12 protein-coding genes are annotated in these 13861 nt (G+C 69.6%); 3 read left to right on the top strand and 9 right to left on the bottom strand.

The annotated features are described in order from the left end of the window. Positions 1 to 4: 4 nt before the first annotated feature. Together Pph01_RS26355 and Pph01_RS26350 are read left to right on the top strand one after the other, a co-directional pair. Complete coding sequence (locus Pph01_RS26355; protein WP_204075857.1) at positions 5 to 2164, top strand: hypothetical protein; 2160 nt, start codon at positions 5 to 7, stop codon at positions 2162 to 2164. Positions 2165 to 2208: 44 nt separating this feature from the next. Beyond that, the gene (locus tag Pph01_RS26350; protein ID WP_204075856.1) at positions 2209 to 4599 is read left to right on the top strand and encodes a DUF6351 family protein; all 2391 of its coding nucleotides are present in this window, start codon (positions 2209 to 2211) and stop codon (positions 4597 to 4599) included. A 125-nt stretch (positions 4600 to 4724) separates the two neighbouring features. Here the strand turns inward: Pph01_RS26350 and Pph01_RS26345 are convergent, their stop codons facing one another. After that, positions 4725 to 5054, bottom strand: a complete 330-nt coding sequence (locus Pph01_RS26345; RefSeq protein WP_204075855.1) for a hypothetical protein — start codon at positions 5052 to 5054, stop codon at positions 4725 to 4727. Positions 5055 to 5183: 129 nt separating this feature from the next. Between Pph01_RS26345 and Pph01_RS26340 the strand changes: the two genes are divergently transcribed. Further along, a complete protein-coding gene (locus tag Pph01_RS26340) occupies positions 5184 to 5585 on the top strand; it encodes an RDD family protein (protein WP_204075854.1) in 402 nt (133 codons plus the stop codon). A gap of 42 nt (positions 5586 to 5627) precedes the next feature. On the opposite strand, the gene Pph01_RS26335 is transcribed toward Pph01_RS26340, so the two are convergent. The 8 genes from Pph01_RS26335 to Pph01_RS26300 all read right to left on the bottom strand — a co-directional run bounded on the left by Pph01_RS26335 (position 5628) and on the right by Pph01_RS26300 (position 13854). Then, a complete protein-coding gene (locus Pph01_RS26335) occupies positions 5628 to 6545 on the bottom strand; it encodes an alcohol dehydrogenase catalytic domain-containing protein (RefSeq protein ID WP_204075853.1) in 918 nt (305 codons plus the stop codon). Positions 6546 to 6572: 27 nt separating this feature from the next. Further along, positions 6573 to 7472 (bottom strand): N-acetylglucosamine kinase, encoded by a 900-nt coding sequence (locus Pph01_RS26330; RefSeq protein ID WP_204075852.1) that lies wholly within the window; start codon positions 7470 to 7472, stop codon positions 6573 to 6575. Beyond that, entirely contained in the window at positions 7469 to 8506 is a 1038-nt protein-coding gene (locus Pph01_RS26325) for an SIS domain-containing protein (RefSeq protein WP_204075851.1), read from the bottom strand. The genes Pph01_RS26330 and Pph01_RS26325 overlap by 4 nt, the downstream gene beginning before the upstream one ends. Positions 8507 to 8723: 217 nt before the next feature. After that, positions 8724 to 9488 (bottom strand): GntR family transcriptional regulator, encoded by a 765-nt coding sequence (locus tag Pph01_RS26320; protein ID WP_204075850.1) that lies wholly within the window; start codon positions 9486 to 9488, stop codon positions 8724 to 8726. Between the two features lie 84 nt (positions 9489 to 9572). Continuing rightward, on the bottom strand, positions 9573 to 10562 hold the full coding sequence (locus Pph01_RS26315) for an NAD-dependent epimerase/dehydratase family protein (protein WP_204075849.1): 990 nt from the start codon (positions 10560 to 10562) through the stop codon (positions 9573 to 9575). After that, entirely contained in the window at positions 10559 to 11353 is a 795-nt protein-coding gene (locus Pph01_RS26310; protein ID WP_204075848.1) for a sugar phosphate isomerase/epimerase family protein, read from the bottom strand. The genes Pph01_RS26315 and Pph01_RS26310 overlap by 4 nt, the downstream gene beginning before the upstream one ends. Beyond that, on the bottom strand, positions 11350 to 12084 hold the full coding sequence (locus Pph01_RS26305) for a ThuA domain-containing protein (protein ID WP_204075847.1): 735 nt from the start codon (positions 12082 to 12084) through the stop codon (positions 11350 to 11352). The genes Pph01_RS26310 and Pph01_RS26305 overlap by 4 nt, the downstream gene beginning before the upstream one ends. Positions 12085 to 12183: 99 nt before the next feature. Further along, positions 12184 to 13854 carry a type 2 periplasmic-binding domain-containing protein gene (locus Pph01_RS26300; protein WP_204075846.1) on the bottom strand — a complete coding sequence of 557 codons (1671 nt, stop codon included), beginning with the start codon at positions 13852 to 13854 and terminating at the stop codon, positions 12184 to 12186. Positions 13855 to 13861 lie beyond the last annotated feature (7 nt).

Raw genomic sequence — 13861 nt, 5'->3', positions numbered from 1 at the left:
TCGCATGAATCGCTCGTTCGCTTTATTCAGCGCGCTGGCCGTCACGGCCGCCCTGATGGTGAGCACTCCTGTCGCCGCGGCTGCAGGAGCACCGGCCCCGCCCTCCAGTCCCAGTGCCGGACACGGTCCCGACCACGGCGGACCGCAACCCGGTTGCGATCCGATCGACCCGTCCGCCTGCCTGCTGCCGTTTCCCAACGACTATTTCACCGTTCCCGACCGATCCACGGAAACCGGCCGGCGGATCGCCTTTTCACCGGGGATGATGCCGCAGAACGTCGCCGGAACTCCGATCGACCCGACCGAATGGAATCGAAACGACGGGTTCAGCCCCGGCACGCCGATCCTCACCAGGGTGCCCGGGGTCGATTTGACGAAATCCAAGGCGGCCCCGGTCACCGACATCGGCGCCTCACTCGACGACGACGCGCCGATCGTGCTGCTCGACACCCGCACCGGCAAGCGCACGGCGTACTGGGCGGAACTCGACGCCAACGCGACCGATCCCGCCCGCCAGGCTTTGATCATCCACCCGGCCGCGAACCTCGCGGAGGGGACGCGCTACATCGTCGCGCTCCGCTCGATGCGCGAGGGTTCAGGTCGTCTCATCCCGCCCGGCCCCGCCTTCGCGGCGTACGTCGATTCCGGGCACGGCGCCGGGAAGACCGACCCGGGGCGTCTGGCGCAGATGAAGAAGATCTTCGCGACGCTCGAGAAGGCCGGGGTGAGAAGGCACAGCCTCTACCTCGCCTGGGACTTCACGGTCGCCAGTGAGCGCGGTCTGTCCGAGCGGATGCTGCACATCCGCGATGACGCCTTCCGGCAACTCGGCGACACCGACCTGGACGACAAGCACGTCAAGGGACGCTCTCCGCGGTTCGCCGTCGACTCGGTGCGGGACTTCAGCGCGTGCGGCGCCGACGGTTGCCAGACGGGTGAGAACGACCAGATCGCACGCCGCGTCGCGGGCCGCGTCTTCGTGCCGTGTTACCTCGACGAGAGCGGCTGCCCGTCCGGGGCGACGTTCCACTACTCGAACGGCTCCTCCCTGCCGAGCCAGATCCCCGGCAACGAGCGGGCCGCGAACTTCATCTGCAACATTCCCCGCTCGGCCGTCTCAGGCGGGCACATCCGCAAAGTGCACCCGTCGCTGTACGGCCACGGCCTGCTCGGCAGCGCCGACGAGGTCGACTCCGGCAAGCTGTACACGATCGGCGACGACCACGGCATCATGTTCTGCGCGACCGACTGGATCGGCCTCGCGCGAGACGACCGTGCGACCGCCGCCGACGCCTACCGCGACATCTCGAAGTTCCCGACCGCCGCCGACCGCGGGCAGCAGGGAATGCTCGACTTCCTCTATCTGGGCCGGGCGATGATCCACCCGGACGGCTTCGCGGCGGACCCGGCCTTCCGGTTCGACACGCACGGCCGGACCGAATCGGTCATCGACACCCGCGAACTGCTCTACATGGGCGGCAGCCAGGGCGGCATCATGGGCGGCGCCCTCACCGCGGTGGCGCCCGACTTCACCCGTGGCGTGCTCGGCGTTCCCGGCATGAACTACAGCCTGCTGCTCAACCGCAGCGTCGACTTCGCGCCATTCCAGGCGATCTTCGACCAGAACTATCCCGACAAGCTCGACCAGCAGATCATCTTCGGGCTGCTGCAGATGTTGTGGGACCGGTCGGAGGCCGGCGGCTACGCCCACCACATGACGACCGACACCTACCCGAACACGCCCGCCCACAAGGTGCTCCTGCTCGCGTCCTACGGTGATCACCAGGTGTCCACCTGGTCCGCGGCGGTCGAGGCGCGCACCATCGGCGCCCACATCCGCACGCCGATCCTCGACCCCGGCCGTTCGCAGGAGAAGACGCCGTTCTGGGGGGTTCCCCGGATGGAGCGCTCGCCGTACCGCGGGCCGGCGACCATCACGCTCTGGGACATCGGGCCGCTGCGCACCGTCGACGGTGAGGTCGAAGGGACACCGCCGCCGCCCATCGCGAACGTACCCAACAGCGAGGGCGTGGACCCGCACGGGCCGGACGCCACCGAGACCACGGCCGGGCAGGAGCAACTGGCGACCTTCCTCCTCGACGGCGTGGTCGTCGACACCTGCGGAGACCACCCCTGCTACCTCGACCGCTGGACCGGGCCGTGATCCGCCTCGTGTCCGCAAGCCCCGAGACCCCCTAGGAGTGCACCATGCGGTCCCCTTCCGGCGGGCGGCGCCTGCGCCTCGCCGTCATCGCGTCACTGTCCATGGCCACCCTCCTCACCGCGGCCGGCCCCGCGGTCGCGTCCGCGCCCGACGGCCCGTCCCCCGGCCGGTCGCATGACGAGTCACATGACAAGGCGAACGGCGGAAAGCACGATCTGCAGATCACGGTGGTGTCCAGCCGCCCCGACCAGGTGTCGGGCGGGGACGCACGAGTGCAGGTCCAGGTCCCGGACGACGTCTCCCCCCAGCGCGTCAAGATCCGCCTGAACGGCGCGGAGGTCACGCGCGAGTTCTCCGCGGGCGAGCAGCGGCGGACGCTCGTCGGCCTCGTCGACGGGATGCGCGCCGGCGTCAACGTCCTCACGGCGGAGACGGTCGGTGACCACCACCGTGACGCACGGCTCACGCTGACCAACCACAGCATCACCGGGCCGATCTTCTCCGGCCCCCAGCAGGAGCCGTTCGTCTGCAAGACCGAGCAGTCGGGCCTCGGGCAGCCGTTGGTCGACAACCACGATCACGTGGGCCTGCCGGTCTTCGCGCTCGACGCGAACGGGCAGAAGACCGACCAGATCGTCGGGTGGAGCCGCGACTGCAGCGTCAAGCCGCGCGTCGACCTCGTGTACCGGACCACGAGCGGCGGCTGGAAGCCGCTGCCGGCCGACGGCAGCCGGCCGTCCGACCTCGCCACCACCACGACGTCGGACGGACGCGACGTCGACTTCGTCGTCCGCTGGGAGCGCGGCACCATCAACCGGTTCATCTACAGCATCGCGATGCTGAGCCCCCTGCAGGTGGACGGGGGCCACGCCGCCGACTCCGTCTGGAACAAACGCCTGATCTACAGCTTCAGCTCGGGCGGCGTCGGGATCGGGCACACCCAGGGAGACCTCGGCACCACGATCGATGGCATGTTCAACGCCGAAGAGGGGCTGGCCGCCGGATACGCGGTCGCCTACTCCACGGGCAACGACACCGGGAACCACTACAACCTCCAAGTCGGCGGCGAGACCGCCCTCATGGTGAAAGAGCGGTTCATCGAGGAGTACGGCAAGCCGCTGTACACCGTCGGCGTCGGCGCCTCCGGCGGCGGTCTTCAGCAGTACGTGTACGGGCAGAACCATCCCGGCCTCATCGACGCGGCCATCCCCGTGTACGCCTATCCGGACATGGTCACGCAGGGCATCCACGTCGGCGACTGCGAGTTGCTCGAGTACTTCATGGACGTCACCGACGCGGCCAACCCCAAGTGGCAGAACTGGGACAACCGCCAACTACTCGAAGGCCTGAACTCGAGCAGCACCGTCCGCAACCCTTACACGGGAAAGCCCGGCTCCAGCGAGTGCATCAACGGCTGGCGGGGGCTCAGTCCGTTGACTCTCAACCCGCACTACGGGTCGGCCGGCTCCAATCAGAATCTGATGGAGCCGAAGGGCGTCATGGACACCGTCAAATGGACCCACTTCGATGATCTGCGCAATATCTACGGGGTGAAGCCGGACGGCTTCGCACGACGGACCTTCGACAACGTCGGCGTCCAGTACGGCCTCCAGGCGCTCCGTGACGGCGCGCTCACGCCCGAGGAGTTCCTGCACCTCAACGCCACCGTCGGCGGGTGGAAGGACCCGGAGGACATGGTGCAGGAGGGGGCGCCGTTCGTGCCCGGCGGCACTTTCGACCCGTGGAGCTCGCGCAACATGACCTTGAGCCCGGACGGCGGCGCGACACCGGCGCCGCGCACCGAGGGCGACGTCGGTGCGATCGAGGCGGCCTACCGGTCCGGTCTCGTCTTCCGCGGCCGGATCGACATCCCGATCATCGACTGGCGGCATTACCTCGAGGACGAGCTCAACATGCACAACAGCCGCCAGTCCTTCGCCAGCCGGGAACGCATCATCGAGGCACATGGAAACGCGGACAACCAGGCCATCTGGTTCACGGACGCGCGGCCGGGCGGCGCCCAGTCGAGCCAGCTCCCCGAGGCGTTCAAGGCCATCGACACGTGGATGGAGAACATCCGGGAGCACCCGGAGCGTACCGTCGGTCAGAACAAGCCGTCGGAGGCCACCGATCGATGCTTCGCCACCGATGGCCGGCTCATCGCCTCCGGGCGGAACGTCTGGGACGGAATCCTCGACCACAAGCCGGACGGGGCGTGCACCGAGCTGTTCCCGATCCACTCCACGTCGCGCATCGTCGCCGGTGGACCCTTCGACGAGGACATGTACAAGTGCCGGCTCCAGCCGGTCGACAAGGCTGTGGCGAGGGGCGACTACGGTTCGTGGCGACCCGACTCGACGCAGAGGGCCAGGCTGAAGCAGATCTTCCCGGCAGGCGTGTGCGACTACACCAAGCCGCCAGTGGGCCGCCCGTAAGCCGCTGCCCGGCGACGGGGTGAATATCGCCTTGTCTCCGGCCGTCAGACCGACGGCCGGAGACAAGGCCACACCATGCCGGCGTCACCAACCTTCCGGCCCGCAGCTCGCATCCACTGGATGAGCTACTCGTCGTCATCCGGGTACACCCATGGCTCAACGGTCCACGGGGCGGACACAGACGATCGCCACGCGGCATACCCGGCAGGCAGCGTGGCCGTCTCGCTCAGGCTGGGGTCTCGGGCGACCAGGTGGCTGATGTGCAGGACCACCAGGTTGTCGTCTTCGCCGTCCGTCTCGCCATCGCCGACCAGCCAGTCGTCCTCATCGTCGTGCACCACAACGAGAGCCGGGACCTGACCACTCGCCACCCGACGATTGACCACCGCTCCCAGGCCGGCAGGGAACGTCCCACTCTCGAACGGGAGGTCATGGCGGCGAACCAGTTCAGTCATGACGGAAGCCTGCCAGGACCACTGATCACCGTGCCAGTACTCGGGCTGCCGCCGCAACCGTCGCCGATCCTCCATAACCGCTCGCTACGCGGATTCCCGGTGTCAGTCGGATACGGCACACTTTCCGGCGTGATCGAGCCCCCCTCCCAACTCGTCCGTCATACCGCACGTCCGCTTCGCCGGCTCACGGCCGGCATCATCGACACGGTCGTCCTCGCACTGCTCACGTCCATCGCCGCGGCCTTCATCCCGGTCTCGTCATCTCTCCCCGACGACTCCTCGATCGAGAATCCCTGGGGCAGCAATCCCACGGTCTGGGCCCTTGGCGCGGCCCAGATCATCATCGGCGTCCTGTACCTCGGCCTGGCGCACGCACGCTGGGGACAGACGATCGGCAAGCGAGTGCTGAAGATCAAGGTCGTATCGCTCTCCACCGGCCAGGCACCGACCCTCACCAGGGCCATGGCACGTGCGCTCTTCTTTCTCGGCGCTCCGCTCGTCCCCGTCATCGGCTCGTACGGACGATGGTGATCGCGAAGCCCTGAAATCCCGCGGGAGGGTCAAACCGTCCTGCTACAGCTCGACGACGCACTTGACGAAGCCTGCGGGGCGGTGGCCGAAGTAGCCGAAGCCGGTGTCCACGTCGTCCAGCGAGACGCTGTGGGTGACGAGCGGCTCGAGGGTGAGACGCCGGTCCGCCATCATCCGCAGCCCGTCGGCCAGGGCCGCCATGAGGCGCCATCGCTGGCCGGTGAAGCCGTTGACGATGGTCACCCCGCGATACCAGAGCTCGATGTCCAGATCGCGGGGGCCGTCGTGGTGGTAGCCGGCGACGCACAGCGTGCCGTGCGTCGTCACGAGATCGCCCGCGAGCTTGAGCCCGGCAGCCCGGCCGGAGAACTCGACGACCACGTCGAACGCCCCGGCGAGACTCCCGGTGGCCTCCTCGGGAGCGTGCACCTCGCCGGCCCCGAGTTCGGACGCGAGATCGCGCGCGTACGGCACCGGGTCGACGCCGGCGAGACGCGCGGGAGCACGGTCGGCGGCGACCTGCAGGGCGGTCAGCCCCATGAACCCGAGCCCCACGACGGCGACACGTTGCCCGGACCTCAGGCCACACCTCGACAGGGCCTCGACGACGCAGGCCAGCGGCTCTCCGAGCGCCGCCCGGCTCGGCACGTTCGACGGGACGGGGAGCAGTTCCCTGGCCGGGACGTTCACGGCGTCGGCGAACGCCGGGAACGCGAAGCCGGTGACGCGATCCCCTCGGGACCACCCGTGGACGCCGTGGCCGAGCTCCACGATCTCGCCGCTCAGCTCGTGACCGAGCCGGCGCGGCTCGGCGCCGTCGTGCTCGGCCCACGCGGGCAGCTCGGAGACGCAGATTCCCGAGGCGAGGGTGCGCACCCTGACCTGCCCAGGTCCGGGTGGCGTGTCCGGGGCCTCGACGACCTGCGACCTGCCGGGGGCGACGACCTCTGAAATCCGCATGATCTCCTCTTCGACTTCGGTCCGGGCTCAGTTCCTGGTACGGCGGGCCAGCTCGACGGCTCCCTCGACAGGCGGAGCCTGGAGCAGAGTGGTGGTGACCCCAGGGAGCAGGGATGCCAGCTCGGCCTCGAACGCCGCCAGGAGACGGGGCTGGCCGGTGATGACGCCGCCCGCGACGACCACCGCGCCGACCTCGGCCCCTCGCCTGGCCAGCTGCCCCACGAGACGGGCGAGGGACCGGCCGCCCGCCCTGATGACGTCGCCGGCCGTCTCCGACCCGGCTTCGGCCGCCGCGAAGACGGCTGGAACGTGGGCGCCCCAGGTTTCGACGCCCCCGTTCCAGCTCATCACCGCGGCGAGCTCGGGCAGCCCGGGAACGCCGAAGGCGCGCAGCAGCGCGTCCTCGAGCCCGTCGCCGGGAGTCCCCGCGTCCGCCTGGGAGAGCACCGCCCGGGCCGCGTCACGGACGATCGCGGAGCCCGATCCCTCGTCACCCAGCACCCATCCCCATCCGCCGGCGGACAGGTACGCCCCCGTGTCGCGGTGCCTGCCCACGGCGATGGCTCCGGTGCCGGAGACGACGCCGACGCCGCCGGCCAGGCCGGCCGCCGGAACGAGCAACTCGGCGTCGTTGACGACGGTGGAGGCCACCCCGAGCACCTGGCCGAGCTCGCGGGCCAGGTGGTCGCAGTGGCCGGGAGTCTCACAGCCGTGCGCGCCCACGGCGACGTGCCGTACGGCGTGGCCCGAGCCGAGCAGCGGCTGGAGGCGCTCCGCCAGCCATGCCGCCGCCTGGGGAAGCGAGGCGGTCTGCCAGCCGGAGCTGGGCACCGTCCGGTCGGCGAGGACCTCGCCGGTCCGCACGTCCACCAGACGCATCCGCGTCTTGGTGCCCCCGACGTCCACACCGGCCACCGCCTCGGTCATCCGATCGGCTCCTCGATCTTCGTGTCGGTGTTGTTGAAGACGAAGTCCTCGATCTCCACGCCCCTGGCCTGCGCGAGCGATCCCGCGAGCCGCTGCACGACGGCGGTCTCGAGGACCGTGCGCACCGGCATGGAAACGCCCTCGGGGACGCGCACGACGTGCAGGTGCTCATCGGGCTCGACGGCGGCCGAGGTGACGCAGAGCGTGAGGTGTCGGGCACCGGCCAGACTGCGCGCGAGCTCCAACTCCCGGCCGTCGCCGATCACCACGTGCAGGGTCTCCCCCGCCGACTCCATCTCCCCGTGCAGGTAGTTGCGGGTGACCAGCGCCGAGGCGGGCACCCGGCACACCTCGCGCAGCAGCAAGGCCCCGGACTCCGACGCGGAGCGGGCGGCACCCGACGCGACGACGTCCGCGGCGACGACCCGTCCGCCACGCTCGGCCACTTCGTCGACGACCGGTGCCAGGACGGCCTCGTGGCGTGCCAGGACGTCGGCGATGCCGCCCCATTCGCCGGTGATCTCCGCCGGGGGCCGGCCGAGCATGGTTCGGGCGATCATGGCCAGGGCGACCAGGGTGCCGGTGTAGCCGATGGTCGAGGCGTAGCTGTCGGGCTCGTTGCCGAGGTCGACGCAGTGCGCCACCGAGTCGGCGAGCCGGGAGGGCGCGACGTTGACCACCGCCGCCCGGAGTTCCTCCGGCACGAGGGCGAGCGCGTCCACCGTCTCGGGGCTGCGGCCCGACTGCGAGACGCCGATCACGAGATCCGCGTCGGCGAACCTGATCGGGGAGCCGACCTCGCTGGCCAGTTCCTGGCGGGCCAGCAGCCCGCCGTCGGAGAGCATGCGCATCGGCAGGGCCAGTGCGGCGTGGCTGGCTCCCATTCCGACGAAGACGGGACGCGTGCTGCGTGCGAACACGTCACTCCCTGCGGCGACCTCGGCGAGTTCCTCCGCGACCCGGGTCGCGACCCGCTCCAGGGCGGCCGGCTGGCCCGCCCGGCCGTCGAGATAGGGGATTCGTTCTCCCGGCATTTCCGTCATTTCCCTTCGAGAGACCTGTGAGGACCAACTACTGCCACGAGCTGACCAAAAGGTTCAATATAGATACCTCTGCATACCACATGATGCCGTAATGGATCCTGGTATGCCGCATTGGGGTACCGATCAGGATCTCGCGGACATTTCACAGCCCGGGCAGCACGAAGCCGCGGGACTCACGAGTGACGTGGATCCCACGGTGCCGTAACGATCAGACGGAGCTTCCTCCACCACGGGTGAAGGACGTGCGCAGGCGGTACCGGTCGCCGCGGTAGGTGATGGTCGACACCAGCACGACCCGCCCCACCGCGTCGACCATCGACTGGTGCATCACCAGGACCGGATCTCCGGGGACGAGGTCGAGGTGCCCGGAGATCTCCTCGGGGCAGCCCATGGACTCGATGACCGACTGGGCGACGACCGGCTCGGCCCCCGCGGCGGCGAGTTCCTCGAGCAGGGAGGCCACGGCGAAGTCGGTGTCCGGAAGCCCGGGCGCGAGATTCAGCACCACGCGGGAGGCGTCGACTCCTATGGCGAGGCCGTCCAGCATGCGCACGCGTTCGAGCACGAAGAGCTTGGTGCCCGCCGCCACGCCGAACTGGTCGGCCTCGTCGAGGGACGCCTCCCTGACCTCCGCGCGGATCACCCGGGAGGTCGCGACCAGGGCCTTGCGCCGCGCCGTCTCGGTGAAGGACTCCAGCGAGTTGGGCCAGTCGCGGTCGGGCCGGCTCGCGACGTACCACCCGCGACCATGGGAGGACCGCAGCACACCCTGCTCGACCAGGTGCTGCAGCGCTCGCCGGAGCGTCACCCGGCTGATGCCCATCTGCGTGCACAGCTCGCGCTCGGCGGGCAGGCGCCGCCCGGCGGGAAGCACCCCCTCGCGCACCTGGCGCTCGATCAGCTCGGCCGCCTGCACCCACAGAGGCTCAGGGCTGTCCGAAGCGATGAGAGTCGCCTGAGACACCCTATTCACCGGGTCCACGTCCCTCCCTGCTCCTGCCCGCCTTCCGCGGGCGAACATAATGTCATTCTCACACCGGATCCGTGCGGTCGAGCATCACTCATGGCGATCTCCGACCAGGCGGTCGAATGCCGCGTCCAGCTCCGGGTCCGTCCGGCGTCGCGACTCCGCCTGATCGAACCAGGACAGAATCTCTCGCGCGCCTCGCGCAAATGGCACTTGTGGCAAGAAACCCGGCACAAGGCTCTTAATCAGCGAGTTGTCATAAATAACCGAATGTCGGAAATCTTCTTGCAGGACCGGGCCCATCCACGCGATTTCCCGGCCGATGTCCTCGCTCGACCGGTGCACGATCCTGGGCTCCACGCCCGCGGCCTCGGCGAGGCAGAAGTGGATCTCGTCCCAGGTGAGAAGCTCGTCAGAGGTGATGTGCACGCTCTGCCCCACAGCCTGCCGGTTCCCGAGCAGGCCGGTCAGGCCGCGCGCGAAGTCGCGGGCGTGCAGCAGGTTCCACAACGAGGTGCCGTCGCCGTGGACGACCACCGGCCTGCCCTGGCGCCAGCGCTCGATCGCGGTCCAGCCGGCCAGGATGGGCAGCACCGTCTCGTCGTAGACGTGCGCCGCCCGCACGATCGTCACCGGGAACGCCTCGTAGCGGTACGCCCGTTCGAGCTCCTCCTCGCAGCGGAGCTTCTGCATGGGGTACTCGAAGCCGTTGTTCCGCCGGGCGGAGGACTCCACGATCGGCAACCGGGGGGCCGGCCGCGCGTACAACGACCCGGTCGAGATGAAGACGTACTGCCCGGTGCGCCCGGCGAACCTGTCCACGTCGGCCCTGACGTCCTCGGGGGTGTACCCGATGAAGTTCACCACGGCGTCGAACGTCTCGTCACCGAGGGCCGCGCGCATCGCGGCGTCGTCGCGGGCGTCGGCGTGGACGACGCGCACGCCCTCCGGCACGGGACGCACCGTCGTGCGGCCTCTGGTGACGACGGTCAGGTCCACGCCGGCCGCGACGGCCTCCCGCGCGCAGGCCGCGCTCAGCACGCCGGTTCCCCCGATGAAGAGCACCCGTCGCGCACTCATCGCGTCCCCGCCTCCACCGTCCGCCTGCCTGTGGCGAGACCGCGGCCGACGAGGAAGTCGTAGCAGCGGCGCAGCAGCTCGTACATGTCCCCGCGGGTACGGTCCGCCTCGACGATGTGCCACTTCACGGCCGGATTCGCGCGGGCCACGCCCTCCACGTCGACCACGCCGTCACCGAAGGGCAACATGTGGTCGTCCATCCCCCGTGCCGGGCCGTCCTTGAGGTGGACGAACTCCAGGCGGTCGCCGAGCGAGGCCGCGACGGGGGCCGGCTCGAGCCCCGCCGTACGGACCCAGTAGGCGTCCAGCTCGACGACGACCGCCGGGTCCAGTTCCCGCAGCAGGATGTCGTAGGCCCGCTCCCCGTTCATGACGTTCTCGAACTCCCCGAAGTGGTTGTGGTAGGCGATGCGCATGCCCTGCCCGGCGGCGTTGGCCGCCGCCTCGTTGATGCGCTCGGCCCCCTTCAGCACGCCGTCCAGCGTGGTGAACTCCTCCGGCTCCATGCTCCAGACGAGCGTCGTGACGCCGAGTTCCTCGTTCTCGTCGAGGATCGCCTCGGCGGCGTCACCCACCGGGAACGGCGCGTGCACACTGCAGATCTCCAGGCCGAGGCCGTCGGCCACACGCCGCACGACGGACGGCTGGTTGCCGTACAGGCTGATGGGCTCGACCGCGACGTACCCGAGCGCCGCCACCCGCTCGAGCACACCGAGCAGGTCGCGGGACGCCTCCTCGTGCAGGGACCACAGCTGTGCCGCGATCGGCGCGGGCGCCACCGGACGGCTCACGCCGCACCTCCGATCGTCCGCCCGTTGCCGAGCGGCCAGCGCGTCGACCACGTGAGGATCTCGTCGTCCTCGAGGCCCGCCGCCCAGAGCGTCGCCTGGCGGACCAACTGCCGGAAGCCGGGGTTCCCCCAGGCCCGGGGGTCATGCCCGAGCGCGGTGTAGCAGACCCGGCCGCGGCCGTGGTCGCGCACGTAGACGACCGGCTCGGCGCCGCCGGCGGTCTCGCGCTCGGCGAGCACCCGCACGTCGGGGGCGTACTCGAGGACGTAGAACTCGTCGTCGATGCCGAAGTCCTCCATGTGCCGCGTCACCGGATGGGTGCCGCGCAGCCGCACGTCGAACCGGCCCTCGGAACCGGAGTCCCCGTGCGACAGGTACCGCGAGCCGACCAGTTCGAACGCGACCCGGTCGGCCTCGATGCCGCCTTCGCCGAAGCCGAACAGGTTGCCCGCGTGCAGGACGACCAGCCCCTTGCCTTCGGCGACCAGGTCGGACAGGGCCTGCTGCTCCCTCTGGTCGAAGGTGACGGACGAGCGATAGACGACGTACACATCCGCCTCGGCCGTGGCCGGTGTGAGATCGGCGAAACGGGCCATCCCCATGGCCCTGGCGGTGGGAAGCCCCGCCTCGGTGACGATCTCCTGCAGCGCGAGCGCCGCACCGATCAGGTCGTGGTGGATGTCGGTGCCGTCGACGATCACCATCGCGGACGGTGAGCGTCTCAACTTCATCGTGGTTCCTCCGGTAGTGCGGGAGTCGTCAGGCGAGGCCGGCGACGCGAGCGCGGCGCCGGCCTCCGTGTGGGCGTCTCAGGTCGGGTCCGACCCTCCCTAGCCGGCGTGCGCGGCGGCCTCGGCGTACTCCTTGGCCATCTTGTCGCCGCCGCCCGTCTTCCACTTCTGGACCGCCGCCGTCAGGCCGGAGGCGGGCTCCCGTCCGAGGAACACCGCGGTGACCGCGTCCTGCATCTGCTGCTGCAGGGACGCGCCCTTGGCGTTGAAGGTCTCGGAGTACAGGTGCGCGGCCGGGTTGTCGAGGAGCATCGGGACGACCTTCTGCTGCCAGTCGTGGTTGAGCTTGTCGACGCCGGGGGCGCCCTGCGGGTCGCACAGGACCTGGGGGCCGCCCGCGATGTAGGCCAGGCCGAGGTCCTGCTCGCGCTGCCCGCGCGTGGTCAGCACGGCGACGCCGTCCTTGACCTCGTAGTCCACGCCCTCGACCCCGTAGCTCATGATGAACGACTCGCGGGAACCGAAGGGAGCCGCGATGTAGTCGAGGACCCGGAGGAACATGTCGATCCTCTTCTTGTCCGTCGTCTTCTTGATCATCGTCATCGCGTAGGCGCCGCCGCCGGTCCAGTGCACGGCGTTGCCGCCGTCCTTGCCGAAGGGGACCATGATGTCGAAGACGACGTCCTTGTCGTCCGCCACGATGCCGACCGAGCGGTTGCCGTCGTACAGCATGGCCAGCTTGCCCGACCGGAAGAGCGCGTCCCGCTGGACCTTGTTGGTCATCAGGGTCGGGGTGTCGGGGTGGAAGCAGCCGCTCTTGTAGAGGTCGGCGAGCTCGGACATGGCCGGGATGAACGCCTCGTGCTCCCAGGCCGATACGAAGGTGCCGTCGGCCTTCCGCGTCCACTTGTTGGGCACGCCGAACATCATCATCATGAAGTCGGCGATGTTGCCGCCGAACGCGTACACGCCGGCCTGCGCGTTGGTGACGGCCTTGGCGAGGTCCTTGAACTCCTGGAGGTTCGTCGGCTGGGGGTTGGCGCCTGCGGCCTTGATGACGTCGGTCTTGGTGTAGATCTGCGTGCTGAACACGGGGTCGGACTTGGGCACGCCGTAGATCCGGCCGTTGAGGTAGCCGTTGAGCCAGCCCGCCTTCTGGATCCCCGCGAGGTTGGGGTACTTCTTCACCGCGTCGCCGGAGAGGAACTCGCTCAGGTCGGTGAACTGCGCCTCGGCGAGCTGCGGCAGACGGGCGACGTTCTCGTAGAGGGGGACGGAGACGAACTCGGGCAGGTCGTCGCCGGCCACCAGGGCGGGGAACTTCGTCTGGAAGTCGGCGTACGGCACCTGGTGGGGAATGACGTTGAGGTTGAGCTCCTTGTTCAGCAGCTGCCAATAAGGGCTCTGGTCCACCGGCGGGGACGGCTGGCCGTACGTCATGATCAGCACGTTGAAGTCGCTGCCGTCGCCGATCGTGCCGTTGACCGTGCGCGGCCCGTCCATCGGGAAGGACGCGTAGACGTCCATGACGCCCTCGGCGCTGCCCTCCAGCAGGGCCTTGGGCTTGACCGGCGGAACATAGGTCGGCAGCGGCACCCCCTTGGCCGCGGCGGGCGCGGCGGCGCCGCCGCCCCCGGAGTCGGAACCGCACGCGGCGAGCACCCCGCTCAGCGGGATGAGCGCGGCGGCCAGCCCGGCACTCCTCAGGAGGTTCCGGCGGCTGAGGCCCTCATCCGAGGCCGCGAATCCGGATCGATTTCTGATCTCCATGATCTGT

Origin of the sequence: Planotetraspora phitsanulokensis (assembly GCF_016863295.1) — a bacterium.
Classification (GTDB): domain Bacteria; phylum Actinomycetota; class Actinomycetes; order Streptosporangiales; family Streptosporangiaceae; genus Planotetraspora; species Planotetraspora phitsanulokensis.
Note: the sequence above shows the minus strand (reverse complement) of the source record. Positions and strands in the feature narration are given on the sequence as shown.